Genomic DNA, 17,998 nt, shown 5'->3' with positions numbered 1-17,998 from the left:
TCAAATAGCCAGTAATTTTTCTAGTTCTTTTTTAGTCTCAATTAATTGAGTGTTCAAATCCACTTTTTTGTTAAACTGTTTTGCCTTCGCCATTGCATTTTCAAGCCTTGTAATCTCATTTTCTAAAGAATGCTTCTTTTGCTGAAACTCAATTAAGTTTTCAAAAGAAACGTTTGAAGCACCCTTTCTGCCTGATAATTGAAGGCATAAATCATGGATTACAAAGCCCAAATCCTTTTTTAGATTTAAGACATATCTTTTATCCGTCACAGGATGCCAACCAGATCTAAAAACCCAATCAACCACCGCATGGTCTTCATTTATTGGGTGGGCATGCTTTTTTGCGCATGACACCAATACTTCCTTTTGAAATCGAAGGATAAAGACAAGTGGATATGGAATAGATTTATCAATTATTTCTAGCAAATCTCGGATATCATCTTTAACCTTTAATTCTATTTGGAATAGCTGAATTTCTTCGACTCCCCCTTTTCTTAAATTGATCGTATCCTTCGATAATTTATTGGTCCAAGAAATACGCTGTACAACATCCGTAAAACGCTTTTTTTGTTTCGAGTTGGTGTACTTGTCAAAAGCATTTTTCGGAACAACTCTGTTCACCCTTGTTGTTTCTGGAAGATTAAAATATTCCATCATCGCACAATTAAAAATGAAATGAGTTTAAAATCTTCAATACCCTTGATCTTATCTTGTAAGGCGGTGGTACCCCCAGATCTAAAAAGACTGAGAATTTCCTTTTCTTCTTCAACTTGAAGTATACTGCCGATGCTTTTCTTTAATAACTCAGAATATCCTTGCATCTCATGGTAGTCATCTGTTTCTTTTGCAACGTCCTGACAAAGATCAACAATCGGTTCTGACCTACCCTTACAAAGCATTCTTACAGCATCTAAAATCTTCTTTGAATCAATATGGTTTAGGAATAATTCACCGGAATTTTTTATATAAACCATGTAATAAGGATGCAGTCTATTCAACTTATTGATATTCACCCCTGAGTTGACATTCTTCAAAATGAAAATCAAACCTGGCTCCAAAATCGGCGTTGACCCAACAACAGCATGCAAACCTTCTGGAATATCCTTTAATTCTCCGTAAGTTTTAATGTAATTAGTCAAATCCACCCGAAAATCATTGAGGCCTAAATCAGTGATACTGACCCCTTCTCGCAAATCCTCTAAATCGATGACTTCTTCTTGCAACTTTTGAAGTTGGATTTTCCGGTAATCCAAATCCTTTTCATCTGTGTTGAGAATATTGTCATCTCCAGTACTGGCCATGTTACTGATAAGCATTTTGCTCTCAACACGTTGTTTTAGATTTATATAATTATCGAGCGTTATGTCTGGCCAGAAATTGACCATGGTAATCGATTCATTTTTTGATCCAATTCTATCAATCCTACCAAATCGTTGAATAATTCTGACCGGATTCCAATGAATATCATAGTTGATAAGGTAATCACAATCTTGCAGGTTCTGACCTTCTGAAATACAATCCGTTGCAATCAATAAATCGATTGACTCAGTAATCTTGGGATATAGTTGGGCTTTATCTTTTGAAATTGGGGAAAAGCAGGAAAGGATTGCATTTAAATCTGGTGGGATTTTCTTTGCATTTGAAGACTTCTTAATTCCAGTCACCAAGGCCGTATTCAAGCCATGTCTATTCTTTAGGTGTTTACTTAAATGCTCATTAAGATAATTTGCAGTATCTGCAAATGCCGTAAAGATGATCGCTTTCTTATTTCCGTGGTTAATTTGGTTATTTATCTTTTCATCTAAAATTGAAATCAATCTTTGAAGCTTCGCATCTTTTTCACCTGTGATGTCAACCACGCTATTCCAAAGTCCATGTAGAACCTCCAAATCTTCATTTAGGTCTTCACGCCATTTGGTTGCATCCATGTCATTAATATGCACCTTGATCTTCTTGCCGATTACGTTTTCTTCATCACCCCAATCCGCTTCCCAATCAAAGTTCTCGTCATCCAATTTTGCTTGAAGGCCTTCGTAATCAGACTTGTCACCATTATCAATGATTTTTATAGCATTCTCTATTTGAGATATAATGCCTTCCAGTGTAATCCTAAATGAATCAACAGAACTCTCCAATCGCTTAAGAAGGTTAATCCGCATTAATATTCTTAAACTATTCTCACGGTCAATCTGGGTAAGCCTTCCTGACTTTACCGTCTTGTCATATAAATCTGCATAGAGTTGCATCTTACTAGGTAGGATATAATTAAGCGGTGTATAAATGGACAGATTAAGCAAGGTTAGCTTTTCTGCAATATCAACATAAGTAACATCCATTTCCTCGGTCAAAGGTGCTTGAATGGAAACTGGTTTGTTTCGTTCTGGAAACTTGCCAATAGCAGCCGTATCGTAATAGGTGGTTATGTGCTTTCTAGACCTGGCGATGGTCAAGGAGTCCAAAATCTCGAAAAAGTCAAAATCCAACATATCGAGCAATCTGTCCGTTGTTCGCTCCGAAGCATCATATTTGCTCCAAATGTTGAATGCGGTCTGTGCTCTTTTAAATACTTGGTCGATACCGCGGTCTGTTTCTAATTTGTCATCAATATTTACCGCTTCACCTTCATAGGCTAAGGCTAATTGATTTTTCAAATCATTAAAACGATTGTTCACTGGTGTTGCCGATAACATGAGGACTTTTGTTTCAATTCCTTCCTGGATAACCTTTCTTAGTAATCTTTGATAACGATTTTCCTTGCCGACAACAGTGTTGTTATTTCTGAAATTATGGGATTCATCAATTACAATTAAGCCATAATTCCCCCAATTGACGGATTCCAAATTGCGCCCATTGCTTGTGCCTCTGTCCCTTGATAGGTCCGTATGAAAGAGAACATCATAACGAAAACGGTCTTTTGCTAATATATTATTCTTGTCGTTATGCCGGAAAGTATTCCAGTTGGCCTCTAGCTTCTTCGGACATAAAACCAACACGTCTTTATTACGCATCTCGTAATATTTAATAATGCCAAGAGCAGAAAAGGTTTTACCCAAACCAACACTATCTGCCAAAATACAGCCTTTGTATTTTTCCAACTTATTGATTGCCCCGATAACCGCATCCTGCTGGAAATTGTATAGCCTTTGCCAAACAACAGACTCTTTAAAGCCTATCTGGTCATTTGGGAGGTTGTCGATGGAAAGATCATCGAGAAAATCGTTGAAAATATTATATAGAGTGATGAAGTAAATGAATTCAGGGCTATTCTCCTTATAGGCACTTTCAAAGTAGCTTTGAACACGCTCTGTTACATCCTGTAAATATTCATCGTTTTCCCAAACCTGATTAAACCAGTCTAGATAGTGTTTACTATCGGGAAACTCAGTCTTTTGAATTAAAGTTGGAAATCCCTTTTTATGGGTAACGCCTAAATCTGATGAAGTAAAACTGCTGACATTCGTATAGGCGTATTCATTCTCATTATTATTTGAGACATGAATCATTCCATTCAAAGGTAGATTACTTTGCTTGTTAGATTTAAAAGTTACCTTGTTTTTGACCCATTTTGCGCATTCTTTTGCAATAGCGCGTTGGTTCAATTGGTTCATTAAACGAAGTTCAAATTCACCTCCACATAGTTCAGATTCCCTATAAATGTGCGGTATGTAAAATTTTCTGTCTAATTTTTGGAACTTTTCCTCAATGAAAGTTGGTGATGAAAAGATGAATCTCAACTCTTCAATCTTGCCCAATTCCTTTTTCAAGGCTTCAAATGCATAAATGGAGAAAGAGGCTGCCGCTATACTCAGCTTTGAGCCTCTTTCTATACTTTCTTTCAAGTCATCGCCAAGGCGGTTATTTACGTTATCAATTAATTTCATTCATCTATTCTGATTGCACTATTTCCAATAGTTTCGCATAATTGCTGACCTTTTCAAATCGGACTTCATTGCCACTGATTTCTTTAAAATGCTCATCCGCACAATGGATTTTAAGTTTCTCAATTTCCCTTAAATCCAAATCAGAGTCCGAGCCTTTGGTCTCAGCCACAAAATATATTTGCCTCACCTTGTCCTTATCAAAAACAATTGCCCAGTCTGGACTATAATTGGCAACAGGCGTTGAAACATAAAAGCTTTTTGGTAGCTTGGCATAAACAACAACCTCAACACTATTTTCCAATGCTTCCGCAAATTTGGATTCAATGCCTGAGTCAGATGTGAGGAAATCGTAGATATGCTTTTTAAGCAAGTCCGATTTTCTCAGCGCAAATTTATCATTGGTGAAAACCGTTTTAGCATCATGTCTTTCCTCGGTTTTATGATAAACAATATTGTTAATGATTAGACTGGCCTTAACTTCATTGATCAACTTGCTTGTCTTGGCAATAAACTCTTCGGGGTTCTTTCTAATGAGCAAGAATTTCTTTTCGCTGATGGATTTTAATATCGCAACAATGGTTCGTCTGGTTAGGTTGGTTTGCTCTTCAATTTCACCGACAACATCATAGACCGCATCAGCAAATAAATCATTGGACAGTTTTTGTTGTTCTCTTTTAGATTCCTTGATAAGAGAACCATCCTTCATTTGGTCCTTGGTCCCATCATGAAGCTCACCCGTCTTAACTTCATAAACCCTGTCTCCAATATGTAGTTGGGCATTGATTTTAATCTTACTGTCTTCAATTAGCTTTTCGGTATCGAACTTAACTTCGTAAATGGTCTTTAAGTTAATCTTGTCCCAAAGTGCTTGAAATTCCTTTTTCTTGAAATTGTTGTTAGTTCTTAAAACAACCGTTTCCCGTTCATTTTCAGGTTTGAATTCTTCTCCTGTATAAATGGCTTGTAATAACTTACCGATTGAAGCTCTATAGGATTCCAACTGTTCAGGAAGTGGCATCTTATCCTGCTCAATCAATTCCTTACCATCCGTAGTTATCTTATAATTTTCATCGATGACTTGACCGACAATCAGCTTGAACTGGATCTTTTTTGCTTCTTCTTCGGTGATACGATGTTCTTCGCCTTTTTCATCCGTCACCACCTTGCCGACAAAATAATCAACCTCTGCTCTTTGTGGTCTATCTTTTAATGTCGCCGCAATTTCTTTTTGCAATCCTTTAGCAAAAGCTTCATAACTTTCAGAGGCAATGACCGTCAATTTGTTGATTTCATGAACTTGTTCGCCAACGGCTTCGAAATCCAATCGATTACCATTTTTATTGACGCATAAGCGCATACCACGCCCAACTTCTTGCCTTCTTCTGGTTTCACTACCACTCTCAGGGTTTTTTAAAGCACATATTTGGAATACGTTGGGGTTATCCCATCCTTCTTTGAGCGCCGAGTGTGAAAAGATAAAGCGGGTTGGCTCTTCAAAACTTAAAAGCCTTTCCTTATCCTTCATAATCAGGTCATAGGCGGATATATCATCAGACTCTTCACTTCCGCGCTTAACCTTAGGGTCAACACTCAATCCTTTCTTATCAATCGAAAAATAGCCGTTATGTACCTTATCGGCATCATCCCTTTTCAGATATTCCTTGTAATTTACTGGCATATAGCCCTTGTGAACATCACTTGGATCGTTGTCCTTCAGGTAATCATTATAATCTTGTTGGAATAGGTCTAGGAAGTCATTGACCGCTTTTTTGTATTCTTCTTCGAAAATTTGAGCATATTCACCTAATTGAGGGCCTCCAAACTCATCATAAATTCTGTATTTATCGACACTATCGATAAAGAATAGTGAGAGAACCTTAATCCCCTTTTCAAAGAGTTGTTTTTCTTTTTGGAGGTGGGATAAAATACATTCACGTATTTGGATTCTTCTGAATGCCAATTCATCCATGTCATTGACAATATCACCTGGATATATTTCTTCGCCACCCACAACAACTTTGTTCAAATACCCATTAATCTCAGTAATCGTTTGATTCTTATAAGCTGGCATATTTCCGGACAATTCATAAAGATTGTCCCCTTCTCCCAGCTTTTTGCGAACTCTTTTAACCCCTGAACCCGAACGTTGTTCAAATTCCATGACCGCAAAAGGCGGTTTGGTGGTACTCAAACTGATATGCTCCAAATACAAATATCCTGTCGTCCCTGTTGACCCTTTGAGATTAATCCCCTTCACTTGGATTTTTTTGACTAGCCTTTTGTTGTAGGCGTCCAATGCATCCAAGCGATAGACTTTATTATACTCCACTTTGTGGGTTGCAGAATAACGCAATGTGAAGAGTGGATTAAAATCCTGCATACTCTCCAGGGTCTTCTTGCCATCAACCGATTGAGGCTCATCAATAATCAGAATGGGATTGGTCTGGGAAATAATCTCAATTGGTTTTCTCGTACCAAATTGATCTAACTCTTGATAAATTCGTCTGGCATCCTTACCACGCGCATTAAAGGCTTGGGTATTAATAATCATGACACTGATACGACTATCCGAAGCAAAATTCTCAATGTCCTGTGGGCGACCAGAATTGTATATAAATGGATTGATCTTGTGACCGTACTTTTCCTGAAAATGATCCTGGGTCACTTGGAACGATTTATAAACCCCTTCTCGAATGGCAATGCTTGGAACAATTACAATGAACTTGCTCCAACCATATTTCTCGAAAAGTTCATACATCGTTCGGATATAGGTGTAGGTTTTACCCGTGCCCGTTTCCATTTCAATCGTCAGGTTGTATCCGAGCTTAACGCCTTTTGGACGTTCTACTTGTTGGCTTTGATAAAGGTCATTTTCCTTTTGAACCTCTTGAATGTTTTTCAACACCTGACCTTCTAGAATCTGAATACTGCTATTTCTATAACCAATTTCCTCTTCGATACTGAAATCAAACGTGGAAGCTCCTGTAGCGGCCATTTTAGCCTTGCGCATAATCTCTTTACTACGCTCCAAGGTAAATCGGTTTGTTTTTAGTGGTTGGCCCTCAAAGCAATCTACGACTGCTTTAACAGCTTCTAACTGAAAATCCTGTTCTTTAAATTGTAACTTCATAATTATAATACTTTCATTTCAGTCTCAGGACTCAATTGCTTCAACAACTGTTTTACATTGGTTTTGGCTGTATCATCTTTAAAACCACTATCCTTAAAGACAATACGCAGAGGTTTTTCTTCTGCAATTGCCTTTGCAAAATCTTCATCTATATTATCATCAAAATAGGCAAAAAGAGAATTCTCAGCGACTTTGAACACTTTTTTGCCATTTATGTTGGCTTGTTGTATTCTGAGTGAAAGTGGCAAACCCCAATCCAACATCACCTGAGCAAGCAAATCATCAGGATTTCTATCAGATTTTACATTGTCGGCAAACAAATCGAGTTTATCTTGGGCATATTCTTGGGGTTTGTAATACACATCCTTCATATTACTCTCGTCAAGACGATATACCCTGAAGCCATAATCAATATCGGCTCCTGTTTCTTCCTTGATTTTCTTTGCGGCACGTCGGATGCGTTCTTTTCCTATTTCACAGATGTTATCAAAGCCCATTTTGTGAGCTTCACTTGTTAAATCTGTTTTTTCAGGAATTTGAACTTGTATGAATTTTAAATCACAGTCATAGCGAAGTACTGCTTCGGCAGTAGTGCCTGAACCTGAAAAGAAATCAAGAACTGTATCTCCTTGTTTAACATTCGCAATTTTAAGCATCCTGTGAATTAATCTATGTGGTTTTACTGTTTCAAAGATTGATGCATTTTCAAAAATCTCTTTAACTCTTTTCTTTCCTTCCTGGGTGTCACCAACGTCCTTTCGCTCCCAAATAGTTTGAGGAGTAATTCCTTGTTTTACATCACTTAAGTATCTTTTTAATGAAGGCCTACTGTCCCCATTTACCCCAAACCAAATCCTATTTTCCGAGATTAACTCTTCTATTTTATCCTTAGGTTGACGCCAGCTATTTCCTTTTGGTGGATAAAACTCCATTCCGTTAATTGGATTGACTATTGCGAAATCATCATTTGGGCGATACTCTGCTCTTGTCAAATCACTAGACTTCCATGGCCCCCTATGATCATTGTCAGGATTACTGTATCTCTTATTTGCTTCCTCTGTTCTTGGAAGCAAACCAATTTTAAAAAATTCTTTATTCTTTGAATATGCTAAAATGTGTTCATGACTATCAGAAAAATATTTAGCATCGTTTTGCGGAGCATATTTTTTTTGCCAAATAATATTAGCAATGAAATTTTCTTCCCCGAATATTTCATCACATATTTTTCTTAGATTATGTTGTTCGATATCGTCTATGGATATGAAAATTATTCCCTTTTTGCATAATAAATTTCTTGCCAATTTTAAGCGGGGATAAATCATAGTCAACCAATTAGAATGGTAACGACCTGAGGTATCGGGATTTGAAATTAATCGACGGCTGTTCTCATCCTGTTGACCACTTTCGTAAAGTTCTTCTTGGCTATCCTTGCTAAAGTTGTCTTTATATACAAAGTCTTTACCTGTATTATAGGGCGGATCGATATAAATCATTTTGATTTTGCCCAAATAGCTTTCCTGCAAAATCTTGAGGACTTCCAAATTGTCGCCCTCTATATAAAGATTTTCGGTGGTATCAAAATCAACTGAATCTTCCCTTACAGGTCTCAGTGTTTTAGTGGTAGGCAAGTTGGCTGTAACAATAGCTTCTTTTTTACCTGGCCATTCTAAGCGATAACGTTCTTTGTTTCCTTCAACTAAATCAGTTGATAGCTCTTGCTTCAATAAGTCAAAATCTACCTTAAACCCCTCTGCTGTTTCAGTAACACAATTTGGGAACCTCTCGGCTATGAACTTGCTATTTTCGTTTACCCAATTTGGGCTTTGCATATTTAATTCTTGCATTTATATAACTTTCATTTCAGTCTCAGGACTCAATTGCTTCAACAACTGTTTTACATTGGTTTTGGCTGTATCATCTTTAAAACCACTATCCTTAAAGACAATACGCAGAGGTTTTTCTTCCGCTAGGGCTTTTGCTAAAGCTTCATCTATACCTTCATCAAAACAGGCATAAAGAGAATTCTCAGCGACCTTGAAAACATTTTTACCCTCAATATTGGCTTTTTCTATTTTGAGTGAAAGTGGCAAACCCCAATCCAACATCACCTGAGCAAGCAAATCATCAGGAGTTCTATCAGACTTCACATTGTCGGCAAATAAATCAAGTTTATCTTGGCTATACTCTTGAGGTTTGTAATACACATCCTCCATATTACTCTCGTCAAGACGATATACCCTGAAGCCATAATCAATATCGGCTCCTGTTTCTTCCTTGATTTTCTTTGAGGCACGTCGGATGCGTTCTTGTCCTATTTCGCATATATTCTTAAAACCATCTTTGAAAGCCTCACTGTCCTCATCAATTGCCTCTGGTAATTGCACTTGTATAAATTTTCTATTTCCGCCATCCTCAGTGTTAAGCAGAAAAGTTGCGTGTGCTGTAGTTGCCGAGCCTGAAAAAAAATCTAGAATAATTGAATCTTTTGTATTTGCTACATGCAATATTTGTTTTAATAACCTAACTGGTTTTGGACCATCAAAATAACCTTTATCATCGAATAGTTTTTTTAATTCCTGCCTTCCCTCTTGGTTATGTCCTACTTCTTCATGAAACCATAGAGTATTTGGCCTTAAACCAGATTGAACTTCGCTAAAAAAAGTTTTCAATCGTGGTATGCCTTCTCCATTTTTCCCAAACCAAATTCTATTATCCTCAACTAACTCTTCAAATTTACTTTTTTTAACTCCCCAAAATCTTCCATCAGGTGGAAAACACTTTCTTCCACTTGGAGTTACAATCTCATAAATTAATGAGGCCGAACCAGATTTTGTGCTTAATACAACAGAAGTCCATTCCCCTCTGGGATCATTGTCAGGATTAGAATAACCTGAGGCTTCTTCTAATGTTCTTGGTAATAATTGAAGTTCAAATCCAATAGGATCATTTAATTTGTGTTTTTTAGCCACGCAAAGTATATAATCATGCATTGTTGAAAAATATGTCGCATCATTCGCTCTTGAAAATTTTTTTTGCCAGACTATTTGAGCTATAAAATTATTCCCCCCAAAAATTTCTTCACATATTTTTTTTAGGTTTTGAACCTCATCTTCACCGATTGAAATAAAAATCACACCATCATCGGTTAAAAGATTACGTGAAAGTTTTAGCCTTGGGTATATCATGCTTAACCAATCTGAATGATAACGTCCTGATGTTTCTGGATTTGCTATTAAACGCTGATTAAGTTCATCTATTTGACCACTATCAAGCAATTCTTCTTGCCTATCATTACTGAAATTGTCCTTATAGACAAAGTCTTTCCCAGTATTATAAGGGGGGTCGATATAAATCATTTTAATTTTGCCCAAATAACTTTCTTGTAAAAGTTTGAGCACTTCCAAATTGTCGCCCTCTATATAGAGATTCTCTGTATTGTCAAAATCAACAGAATCTTCCCGAACTGGCCTTAAAGTTTTAGTGGTAGGTAGATTTGCGGTAACAATAGCCTCTTTTTTGCCTGGCCATTCCAAGCGATAACGCTCCTTATTACCTTCGACCACCGCATGGCTCAGTTCCTGCTTTAATAAATCAAAATCGATTGCTTTTCCTTCTGCACTTTCCGTAACGCAATTAGGGAATAATTCGGCCAGCTTTTCAAAGTTTTCATTTACAAAATCTGGAGAAGTAAGGTCTAGTTTTTCACTTGATGACATATGTAATTCTCTGCTTTTTAATCAGTTAGTTGAATTCCGGAATTTGTAGGGGGATACAACGGAAAATAACTGTTAAAATAAACATCTATGATGCCCTAACCAAATTTAAATTCCGTTTTATTATCTCCAAGAAAAAGTGATAAAACAAAACTTATTTTCAAGTATAGATTTCTTACTTATGCAATTCCCCTGGGGAAGTTGGTAAGTTGTACCCTCCTAAAGTCGGGTGCAATGACCAACCCCCTCGGGTGCGCGGCAAGAGCTTTCTTTGGCACACGCCCGCTTTGCGGTTTCAAAGCTCCAACGGCACCATCAAATACCCTTTAAAACCACAAGGCGCATGCCAAAGAAAGCACTTGCCTTTGGCCATTCTGAACTTCATCAAATGATAAAATCAGGCTACTAAAAAATTATAAATCACTATCTTAAGTGTCTTAATTGCAATAAGTGGCAAAATCACAATACCCAAGATGGTTCAGAATTTTAAAATACAATATGAATTGTATGTGGTATCATGTTTTGTTCCCATTGGGTCAAGAAGAGGACATGCTTATGACAGAATTGAAAAAGATGACAAAAAACGATAAGTCAAAATACAGAGAATAATCCCCCTGCGGAAGTTGGCCAGTTGTACCCTCCTAAAGTTAGGTGCAATGACCAACCTCCTCGGGTGCGCGGCAAGAGCTTTCTTTGGCAACACTCCAGTCTTGCATTTTAAAGCCCCTTGCAACATCCACACATGCTTTAAAATCACAAGTTTCGTTTACCAAGGAAAGCACTTGCCTTCTGCCATTCCAGCCAAATAGAACAGCCATAATTTTGTTATCTTTAAATTGATTAATTGAGTAGATAATGAAAAATAATTTTCTTTTGATTTTCTCTTGTTTTCTTTTGTCAGCTTGTCAAGACGATGATTTTGCCTTAGAAAACAGGAATGAAGCCATCAAGGGGCAATGGAGCTTTAGGGCCATTACCCTAACTCCATCAATTGACCTTAATAATGACGGTATTCCAAATACCGATGGATTTGAAGAGGTTGAAACCTGTTTGTTGGACGACCTGTTCTTTTTTGGGGATACCGGGGGAGAAGCCAATGTCTTTAGAATTGATGAAAACGCAAGTAGATGCAATGACACCCCGCAAGGAAGCTCAACCAAGTTCCGGGATAATTATATGTTCAATGATGACAAAACGATTTTAAGCTTTGTTGAAAGCGATATTATATACTTTGTTCAAGAACTATCCTCAAACACCCTTGAGTTGGAATTTGATGAAGTCATTGATGGTCAAACCATTCGAGTCAATTATATCTTTAATCGAGATTGATTAAACACGTATAACGGACCCAAAACTTTTATCCGACCAGATACCATCGCTATCCTGCACTTCAATTTCAAAATCCTGATCCAAGTAACGAAGCCTACTTTCCCTATTTTCCTCTTCCAAGCGCCAATAGATATCCCCTTGGGTGTTGGTTTCCAATTCATTAAAATTTCTGACAATTGTATCCCAACGATTGTCCTGCCTATTGTATATCCTGATTCGGACGGTAGTTATAGTTGCCCCATCAAATGCTTGGGATTCCCCAAAGCCGGACCTCCTTATATACATTCGTACTCGGTAATCACAGCCATTTAAGCCTCCACAACTCACATTTTCTTTTTCAGCTCGCCCAAAAGCAACAGGCCTTCTATTCACATTTACCGTCATATTTTCAACTTTGGTGTTGCCTAAGTTGTCCCGCACCGAAACCGAAATTATATGGGTTCCATTGGCATAATCCAATGGCGTGTAGTTAAATGAATTGTTTCCCGTTGAAGCTGGTCTAAAAATTCCTGGACTGATGGCACCGTAGTTAAAACTGCCGTTTTGATCAGTTACCAATTGAATCTCATAATTCACATTCAAATCAGTTCTGTCTGGATTAATTACCACATTAAAATTTTCGGTCAATGTTTCTTTAATAGAAAGGTTGGCCGGTACACTAATTTGAAATCCAATGGTGTTAAAATTAATATTTACGGTCTTATCTTCGGTGATATTATTGGATGATACCACTCTAAATGTCACTTGATGGTTTCCGACAGAATTACCGGTATAAGAACCATTAAACGTTCCAGGTACACTCGTCAAGGCAATATTTTCACCGGGATTATAATCCACTCCTCCAATAGTTAATACCCCATCACCGTTACTGGAATAGGTCATATTGTAGTTTAATTGTTCCACACCTTGTTGGTTTAGAGTAAAACTTAATGGTACGGTTTGAAAAACAAAATCATTGGTGTTTGCTGCTACTACATCTAAACTGAAATCCGTGGCTTCTACATCAATGAACAACCGAATTTCTTCTTCTTGTCCTGTTACGTTTTTGGTAAAGAAGGTAATATCCACCCTACCGGCCTTAGTGGCTTCAAAACTCCAGGTATAGTTACCTGGACCTTCCGATGTCCCATAATACGTATTTGGTGTTAATAGGGCACCATTTGAACCACGAACAAGACCTTCTCCTTGATTTATGACATACCGGGATTCATAGGTTGTTGCACCTATGCCTGTTTGGTTTATTATAAAGTTGAGGTTTGTTGTTTCAGTAATGAACAAATCATTATCCGTGACACTACCTGAAAAATCAAAGTCAATACTCACAAAATCTACCTCAGTCGTTACTTCCTTTTCAATGTTTGAAGACGATTTTACTTTAAAAGTCAATGCATGCCTCCCCTCACTTATTCCAGTATATATAAGTGTATTTGATTCTTTGGTGAGTACAAATTGCTGGCCTGCTGTATATTCATCCCCTGCTATTTTTATAGACCCAGTGCCGGTGGAAGAATAAAAACCAGTATATGTGTCTCCGGTTGCACCTAATTCGTTTATTAGAAGTGTAATGTTAATGGAACTGCCCACGAAGGCTTCAATAGCGGCCGGTGTAACGGTAAGGTCATAATCCCTTTCTGAAACTACTAAAGTGACTGTACGCTGGCTTTCAACTCCTGTTTCATTTCTGACAAAGAATATCATTTCAACATTACCAGGTGTACTGGATTCAAAATCCCATGAAAAATTGCCAGTTGGTACAACTGTAAATGTATTGGGAGCAACTGTCTCGCCTCCTGAGCTAATAATACCACTACCTGAGATAATCTCATACCTCATTTGGTAGGATGTCCCTGAAGGATTTGATTCCGTAATATTGAAATTTAGATTGGTGTTTTCGCTTATGTCAATTTCATTTTTCTGCGGCGAAGCGGTAAAGGAAAACTCGATTTCTTCCACCGTTATGCTCAATGTGTCTTTCTGGGATTGACCATTTTTATCCCTAGCTTCAAAAATCAATTTATTGACACCTGTTTCCTTAAATTCTCCTTTTAAATTGAAAGAACCGGGTTGCATTTCAACAAATTTTCCAGTTTCAATTGGGATTTCCGATGCTTCTTCTTCATTGACAAAGTTTAAATTTCCAGATCCTTGGATAAAATATATGTTTCGCTCATACGTAGCATTTTCATCAATTCCTGTATTGGTTAATAACAATGAAATAGGTACCTCTTCATTAATGTTTATCGTATTGGTTGTTGTTGATGCTTTCCAAATAAATGGATTATGCGCTACTAAAAAGTTTAAAGTTTCGGTTTTTTCCAGTCCATCGGCATCTGTAAAAGTTACCTCGATTTCTTTTGAACCAATGGTAGGCGCCACAAAGTCAAGGGAAAGTGTTAATTCGTTAAGAGGCATCCACTCTCTTTGGGGTAGTATTGACCCATCCGATACAAAATACCCTGAACCGTCTTTCGACTCATACTTAAATTGGTACGACTGTGTTTTTACCAAGCGCTCAGGTACAACGGAAAGAGATACGTTTTCGGGAAGGTTTACTGTGGCCTTATCCCTAAAATTCATAGAGATGGTATAATCGAAACTGCTAATGATTTCAACATCTTTGTCACAAGTTGTAAAAATGAAAAGGCACAAAAGACCAAATAGTGGGTTAATTCGTTTTTTCATATGTTCTCAATTTTGCAGGGGATAACCCTAAAACAGTATATACCGAATACCGACCCCACCGAAAAAGGCGAATTGACCTAAATCACTTGAGGGGTGGTAGTATTGATTTGCTTTTCCAATTATTGAAAATGACTCACTCAAATAAAAATCCAATTCTGCGCCAACGAAGCCACCATAGATGAATTCAGAACTATTATTGACCAAGGCTCCGGTAGAAAGTTCTTGTTCCCCGTTATTTATAATTTCATACCCAACTACCGGCCCAGCACCTAAAGAAGCGGTAAATTTTCTATTAAGGGCCTCAATGATATTATTGAAATAGCCAATATTTAGGGTGAAATTGTTATAGGGTACACTGAAACCCTGTTGATTATCTTCAGCAAAGGATAAGAACACGGCCCCTTGAATATATCTGAACCTATTTAGGTAATAATTATACCCAGCATTTATCCCATAACCATCCTCGACTATACCTGAGGATAATTCCAAACTACTGGCATAGTTTTGCGCTTTTAAATGCTGGCCTCCTAAAAGAAAGGAAAGTATACCAATTAATACGAAAGCATATCTTTTGATTTTTCTCATTTTCCAAATTTTTTAGGTCGATTTATCAATAGATGTTCAATGTCAAGACCAATATTTCTATTGCCATTTAATTCATCCAGTTCTATTACTAGGTGCTTGTTTTTATCTAATGTGAATTTTTCAAAAACCATGAAAAATGTGGTCGATGTATTTCCTTCTACCCTGGAGGGTTGGGCATATCTGTATATTGGCTCGAATTCACTTTTTTGGTTGCTGCTACTTTGTTTGTAATTAGTGCCGATGAAAGATTTGAGAAAATTGATATCCAAGTCTATTGGCTCTTTGTTTTCTATGTTAAATAAAAAATATAGCTCTTCACGATCATAATACACTCCCTTTAGCCAAACAAAAACGTCCCCAATTTTTGAAAAATATCGGGCTATATTTCCTTTATCACCAATATGGTTTTCACATTTTTGTTTCAGATAGGCAATTCTGTCTTCGTCATATAAAGAAGTTGATAGTGGGGTGATTTTAATATTTTCTATACCGTCATTGGCTGAAGTTTCAATTTGATTGGGCAATGCTACATCCTCTATTTTGATGATTTCTTTATCGGTATTTTCGGAATTATTTATTGCAAGATGTTCCTTGGATACATTATCTGCCATTTCTATATTGATATTCCATCGTTTAATTTTTGGGATGTCTATCAAATCAAGAATAAAATCGTAAGCCAATCCATCTTTTGTATAAACCGTGTAGTTGGTATAGTCCTGTTTGACCGGTGCAACATCGTTATAGGTAAGCATTACGATGTGGGTAGCCTTTTCAGAAGTGCTTTTAGGGAATGATTCAATAAAGTTCAAATCTTTGCCATTTATTGAGAATGAAAAGGGTTCCGGTAAAACTAAAATGGTTTTATAATCCTTTGAAACCTGAATGGTATCCGCTTGTCCGAATAGAACATCGTAAGGATAGATGATTAATAGTATAAGGTAAATATGCCTCATTCAATTGTCATTAGAAGTTCATGATTATTGATCAATAGAATTTTATCTCTTTCCCTTAATTTTTTCCTTTTCAAAAAAGACCCCAAGCCTGTCATAAGACCGCTTACATTCCCGCCCAATCCAGTGGTTAATTCATTTGTTAATTCGGTTACGGCCCTATTTTGGGATTCGGCCATGTACTCTCCCCATAGACCCCCAGCTCTTTCACTATAAATTCCTTCCATTCCATCCCTAAGGTCCTTTAATGTTGCCTTAATCGGTATATGGTTTATGTTATCCGCATCTAATAGCACCCGATTCCCTTGTACAGATGCGAGGGCATAAAAAAATGTATTCTTAGGAATAATTTTGCCATCATACTTAAATTCTTCAGCTACAATGAGTTGAACCCGATCATCGGGCAACACGAATTGATCTCGGTAAACTTTGACCTTAGCTTGAACCAAATTGGATATTTGAGTCCCTTTTTCGGCTAGAAGTGAAGGGGGATTCGCATTACTGGTTTCGAGCATTTTTTCTTTGCTCTCCCGCAGTAATTCTTTATAGTTAATGCGAGCTTCCAAAGTTTCATTCATTTGGCCTCCTTGTCCTCTGGAGCTCTTACTTCCCTCTTTTTCTTGAGTTAAACTTTCTTCGTATATTAAAAGTTGATTTTGTTCTAAGTCAAATGAAATATCTTCCAATTCCTTTAAAACCCTTTTAATGGAATCCTCTTTTTGAGATTTTTCAATCAATTCCGGAGAGTTTTCAAAGTTGGAATTTTGGTAGACATCATTCGTAGAAGATTGTTTCCATAATGCCTCGTCTTCTAACTGTGTTGATTTTTTTGTGTTTGGTGAAGGAAGGTTAGGATTAAAACCATTTGATTCCTCTGCTTTCAAGGAAATGGATTGATAATCCTTTATATTTTCAATGACAAAAAAACTACTGAGTACAAAAACTATCGGCAGTGCAATGGAGAGGGTTTTATGTTTTACCACCCAATCCTTAAAATCATTTATTTTAGATTTTACATCTCCCATCATTTACTTTGTTACATCAGAATTATCGACTACCTCAAAGTCCATAATTTTCATTCCGTTTAAATTATTTGCCGTTATTCCGGTTTCTTTTACAAATCCCTTAGTAAGCAAATTTCTGTAGGTCATATTTTTTCCTTTTTCTATAGATTGTTTTCCATAGTAGGTAAATGGAAACGGATACTTTGAATAATCAACTACAACTGAATCAAGCTCAATAAGATAGCGATAGTCGTTCATTACAACATCGTGGAAATATTTTTTTTCGACCAACCGAACATATAACCGTTTACCTGAATTGTCGATCATGTAAAGAGCTCTTTGTTCTATATTATTTCTTATGTGGTTTAAGTCGGGCTCAAGGGAGAAAAAAAGCTCATGGAACTGACGAATATGGCCTTCTGTCAACAAACGAAGCTGCTCTTTTTTGTCTGTGATAGGTTCAATTGGTGTCCGCAGGCCTCCTTGGATAACATAGGCATTAAAGCGCGCCTGTTTATGTGCGTTATGGACTAGAAACATTGAAACGATAGCGGTTATCAGGACCACGGCTAATGCTAAATAAACCAAAATCCTATTTCTCTTTTGATTCCTTTGGATATCATTAAAAATGTAATACTGATGTTTCATCTGTTTATTTTTATCGTTTTTCATGGGTCGAACCTGCCCGACTGCACCATTCAGGAGGGTGTGATTATTCATAATA

At 37.1% G+C, this 17,998-nt stretch carries 11 protein-coding genes; 1 reads left to right on the top strand and 10 read right to left on the bottom strand.

Annotation, left to right across the window (positions count from 1 at the left end):
• The 5 genes from B7P33_RS01880 to B7P33_RS01860 are packed head-to-tail and all read right to left on the bottom strand — an operon-like array spanning position 1 to position 10,727.
• Positions 1-654, bottom strand: coding sequence for a DUF4391 domain-containing protein (locus tag B7P33_RS01880; RefSeq protein ID WP_097440754.1), 654 nt, complete (start codon positions 652-654; stop codon positions 1-3).
• A complete protein-coding gene (locus tag B7P33_RS01875) occupies positions 654-3,881 on the bottom strand; it encodes a helicase-related protein (protein WP_097440263.1) in 3,228 nt (1,075 codons plus the stop codon). The genes B7P33_RS01880 and B7P33_RS01875 overlap by 1 nt, the downstream gene beginning before the upstream one ends.
• A 4-nt stretch (positions 3,882-3,885) precedes the next feature.
• Positions 3,886-7,011, bottom strand: coding sequence for a type III restriction-modification system endonuclease (locus B7P33_RS01870; protein WP_097440262.1), 3,126 nt, complete (start codon positions 7,009-7,011; stop codon positions 3,886-3,888).
• 2 nt (positions 7,012-7,013) lie between these two features.
• A complete protein-coding gene (locus tag B7P33_RS01865; RefSeq protein ID WP_097440261.1) occupies positions 7,014-8,855 on the bottom strand; it encodes a site-specific DNA-methyltransferase in 1,842 nt (613 codons plus the stop codon).
• The gene (locus tag B7P33_RS01860) at positions 8,856-10,727 is read right to left on the bottom strand and encodes a site-specific DNA-methyltransferase (protein ID WP_097440260.1); all 1,872 of its coding nucleotides are present in this window, start codon (positions 10,725-10,727) and stop codon (positions 8,856-8,858) included.
• An 852-nt stretch (positions 10,728-11,579) separates the two neighbouring features.
• On the opposite strand from B7P33_RS01860, the gene B7P33_RS01855 reads away from it, so the two are divergent.
• Positions 11,580-12,053, top strand: a complete 474-nt coding sequence (locus B7P33_RS01855) for a hypothetical protein (protein ID WP_097440259.1) — start codon at positions 11,580-11,582, stop codon at positions 12,051-12,053.
• Here the strand turns inward: B7P33_RS01855 and B7P33_RS01850 are convergent, their stop codons facing one another.
• Genes B7P33_RS01850 through B7P33_RS01830 form a run of 5 tightly spaced genes read right to left on the bottom strand, consistent with a single transcriptional unit; the run spans position 12,054 to position 17,994 of the window.
• A complete protein-coding gene (locus tag B7P33_RS01850) occupies positions 12,054-14,735 on the bottom strand; it encodes a TraQ conjugal transfer family protein (protein ID WP_097440258.1) in 2,682 nt (893 codons plus the stop codon). It abuts the gene before it with no gap.
• A 27-nt stretch (positions 14,736-14,762) separates the two neighbouring features.
• Positions 14,763-15,320, bottom strand: a complete 558-nt coding sequence (locus B7P33_RS01845) for a conjugal transfer protein TraO (protein WP_097440257.1) — start codon at positions 15,318-15,320, stop codon at positions 14,763-14,765.
• Positions 15,317-16,273, bottom strand: a complete 957-nt coding sequence (locus B7P33_RS01840) for a DUF4138 domain-containing protein (protein ID WP_097440256.1) — start codon at positions 16,271-16,273, stop codon at positions 15,317-15,319. Before B7P33_RS01840 ends, B7P33_RS01845 begins: the two co-directional genes overlap by 4 nt.
• On the bottom strand, positions 16,270-17,298 hold the full coding sequence (gene traM, locus B7P33_RS01835; RefSeq protein WP_097440255.1) for a conjugative transposon protein TraM: 1,029 nt from the start codon (positions 17,296-17,298) through the stop codon (positions 16,270-16,272). The genes B7P33_RS01840 and traM overlap by 4 nt, the downstream gene beginning before the upstream one ends.
• Entirely contained in the window at positions 17,299-17,994 is a 696-nt protein-coding gene (locus B7P33_RS01830) for a hypothetical protein (RefSeq protein WP_097440254.1), read from the bottom strand. It abuts the gene before it with no gap.
• Between the last annotated feature and the right edge of the window lie 4 nt (positions 17,995-17,998).

It is taken from the genome of Sediminicola luteus (genome assembly GCF_002514735.1).
Lineage (GTDB): Bacteria > Bacteroidota > Bacteroidia > Flavobacteriales > Flavobacteriaceae > HQA918.
The sequence above is the reverse complement of the archived record's forward strand: the minus strand, read 5'-3'. Positions and strand labels throughout refer to the sequence as shown.

Excerpts from the sequence above, each read along its gene's own strand:
- B7P33_RS01880 (WP_097440754.1), bottom strand. The coding sequence starts at position 654 with ATGGAATATTTTAATCTTCCAGAAACAACAAGGGTGAACAGAGTTGTT.
- B7P33_RS01875 (WP_097440263.1), bottom strand. The coding sequence starts at position 3,881 with ATGAAATTAATTGATAACGTAAATAACCGCCTTGGCGATGACTTGAAA.
- B7P33_RS01870 (WP_097440262.1), bottom strand. The coding sequence starts at position 7,011 with ATGAAGTTACAATTTAAAGAACAGGATTTTCAGTTAGAAGCTGTTAAA.
- B7P33_RS01865 (WP_097440261.1), bottom strand. The coding sequence starts at position 8,855 with ATGCAAGAATTAAATATGCAAAGCCCAAATTGGGTAAACGAAAATAGC.
- B7P33_RS01860 (WP_097440260.1), bottom strand. The coding sequence starts at position 10,727 with ATGTCATCAAGTGAAAAACTAGACCTTACTTCTCCAGATTTTGTAAAT.
- B7P33_RS01855 (WP_097440259.1), top strand. The coding sequence starts at position 11,580 with ATGAAAAATAATTTTCTTTTGATTTTCTCTTGTTTTCTTTTGTCAGCT.
- B7P33_RS01850 (WP_097440258.1), bottom strand. The coding sequence starts at position 14,735 with ATGAAAAAACGAATTAACCCACTATTTGGTCTTTTGTGCCTTTTCATT.
- B7P33_RS01845 (WP_097440257.1), bottom strand. The coding sequence starts at position 15,320 with ATGAGAAAAATCAAAAGATATGCTTTCGTATTAATTGGTATACTTTCC.
- B7P33_RS01840 (WP_097440256.1), bottom strand. The coding sequence starts at position 16,273 with ATGAGGCATATTTACCTTATACTATTAATCATCTATCCTTACGATGTT.
- traM (WP_097440255.1), bottom strand. The coding sequence starts at position 17,298 with ATGATGGGAGATGTAAAATCTAAAATAAATGATTTTAAGGATTGGGTG.
- B7P33_RS01830 (WP_097440254.1), bottom strand. The coding sequence starts at position 17,994 with ATGAATAATCACACCCTCCTGAATGGTGCAGTCGGGCAGGTTCGACCC.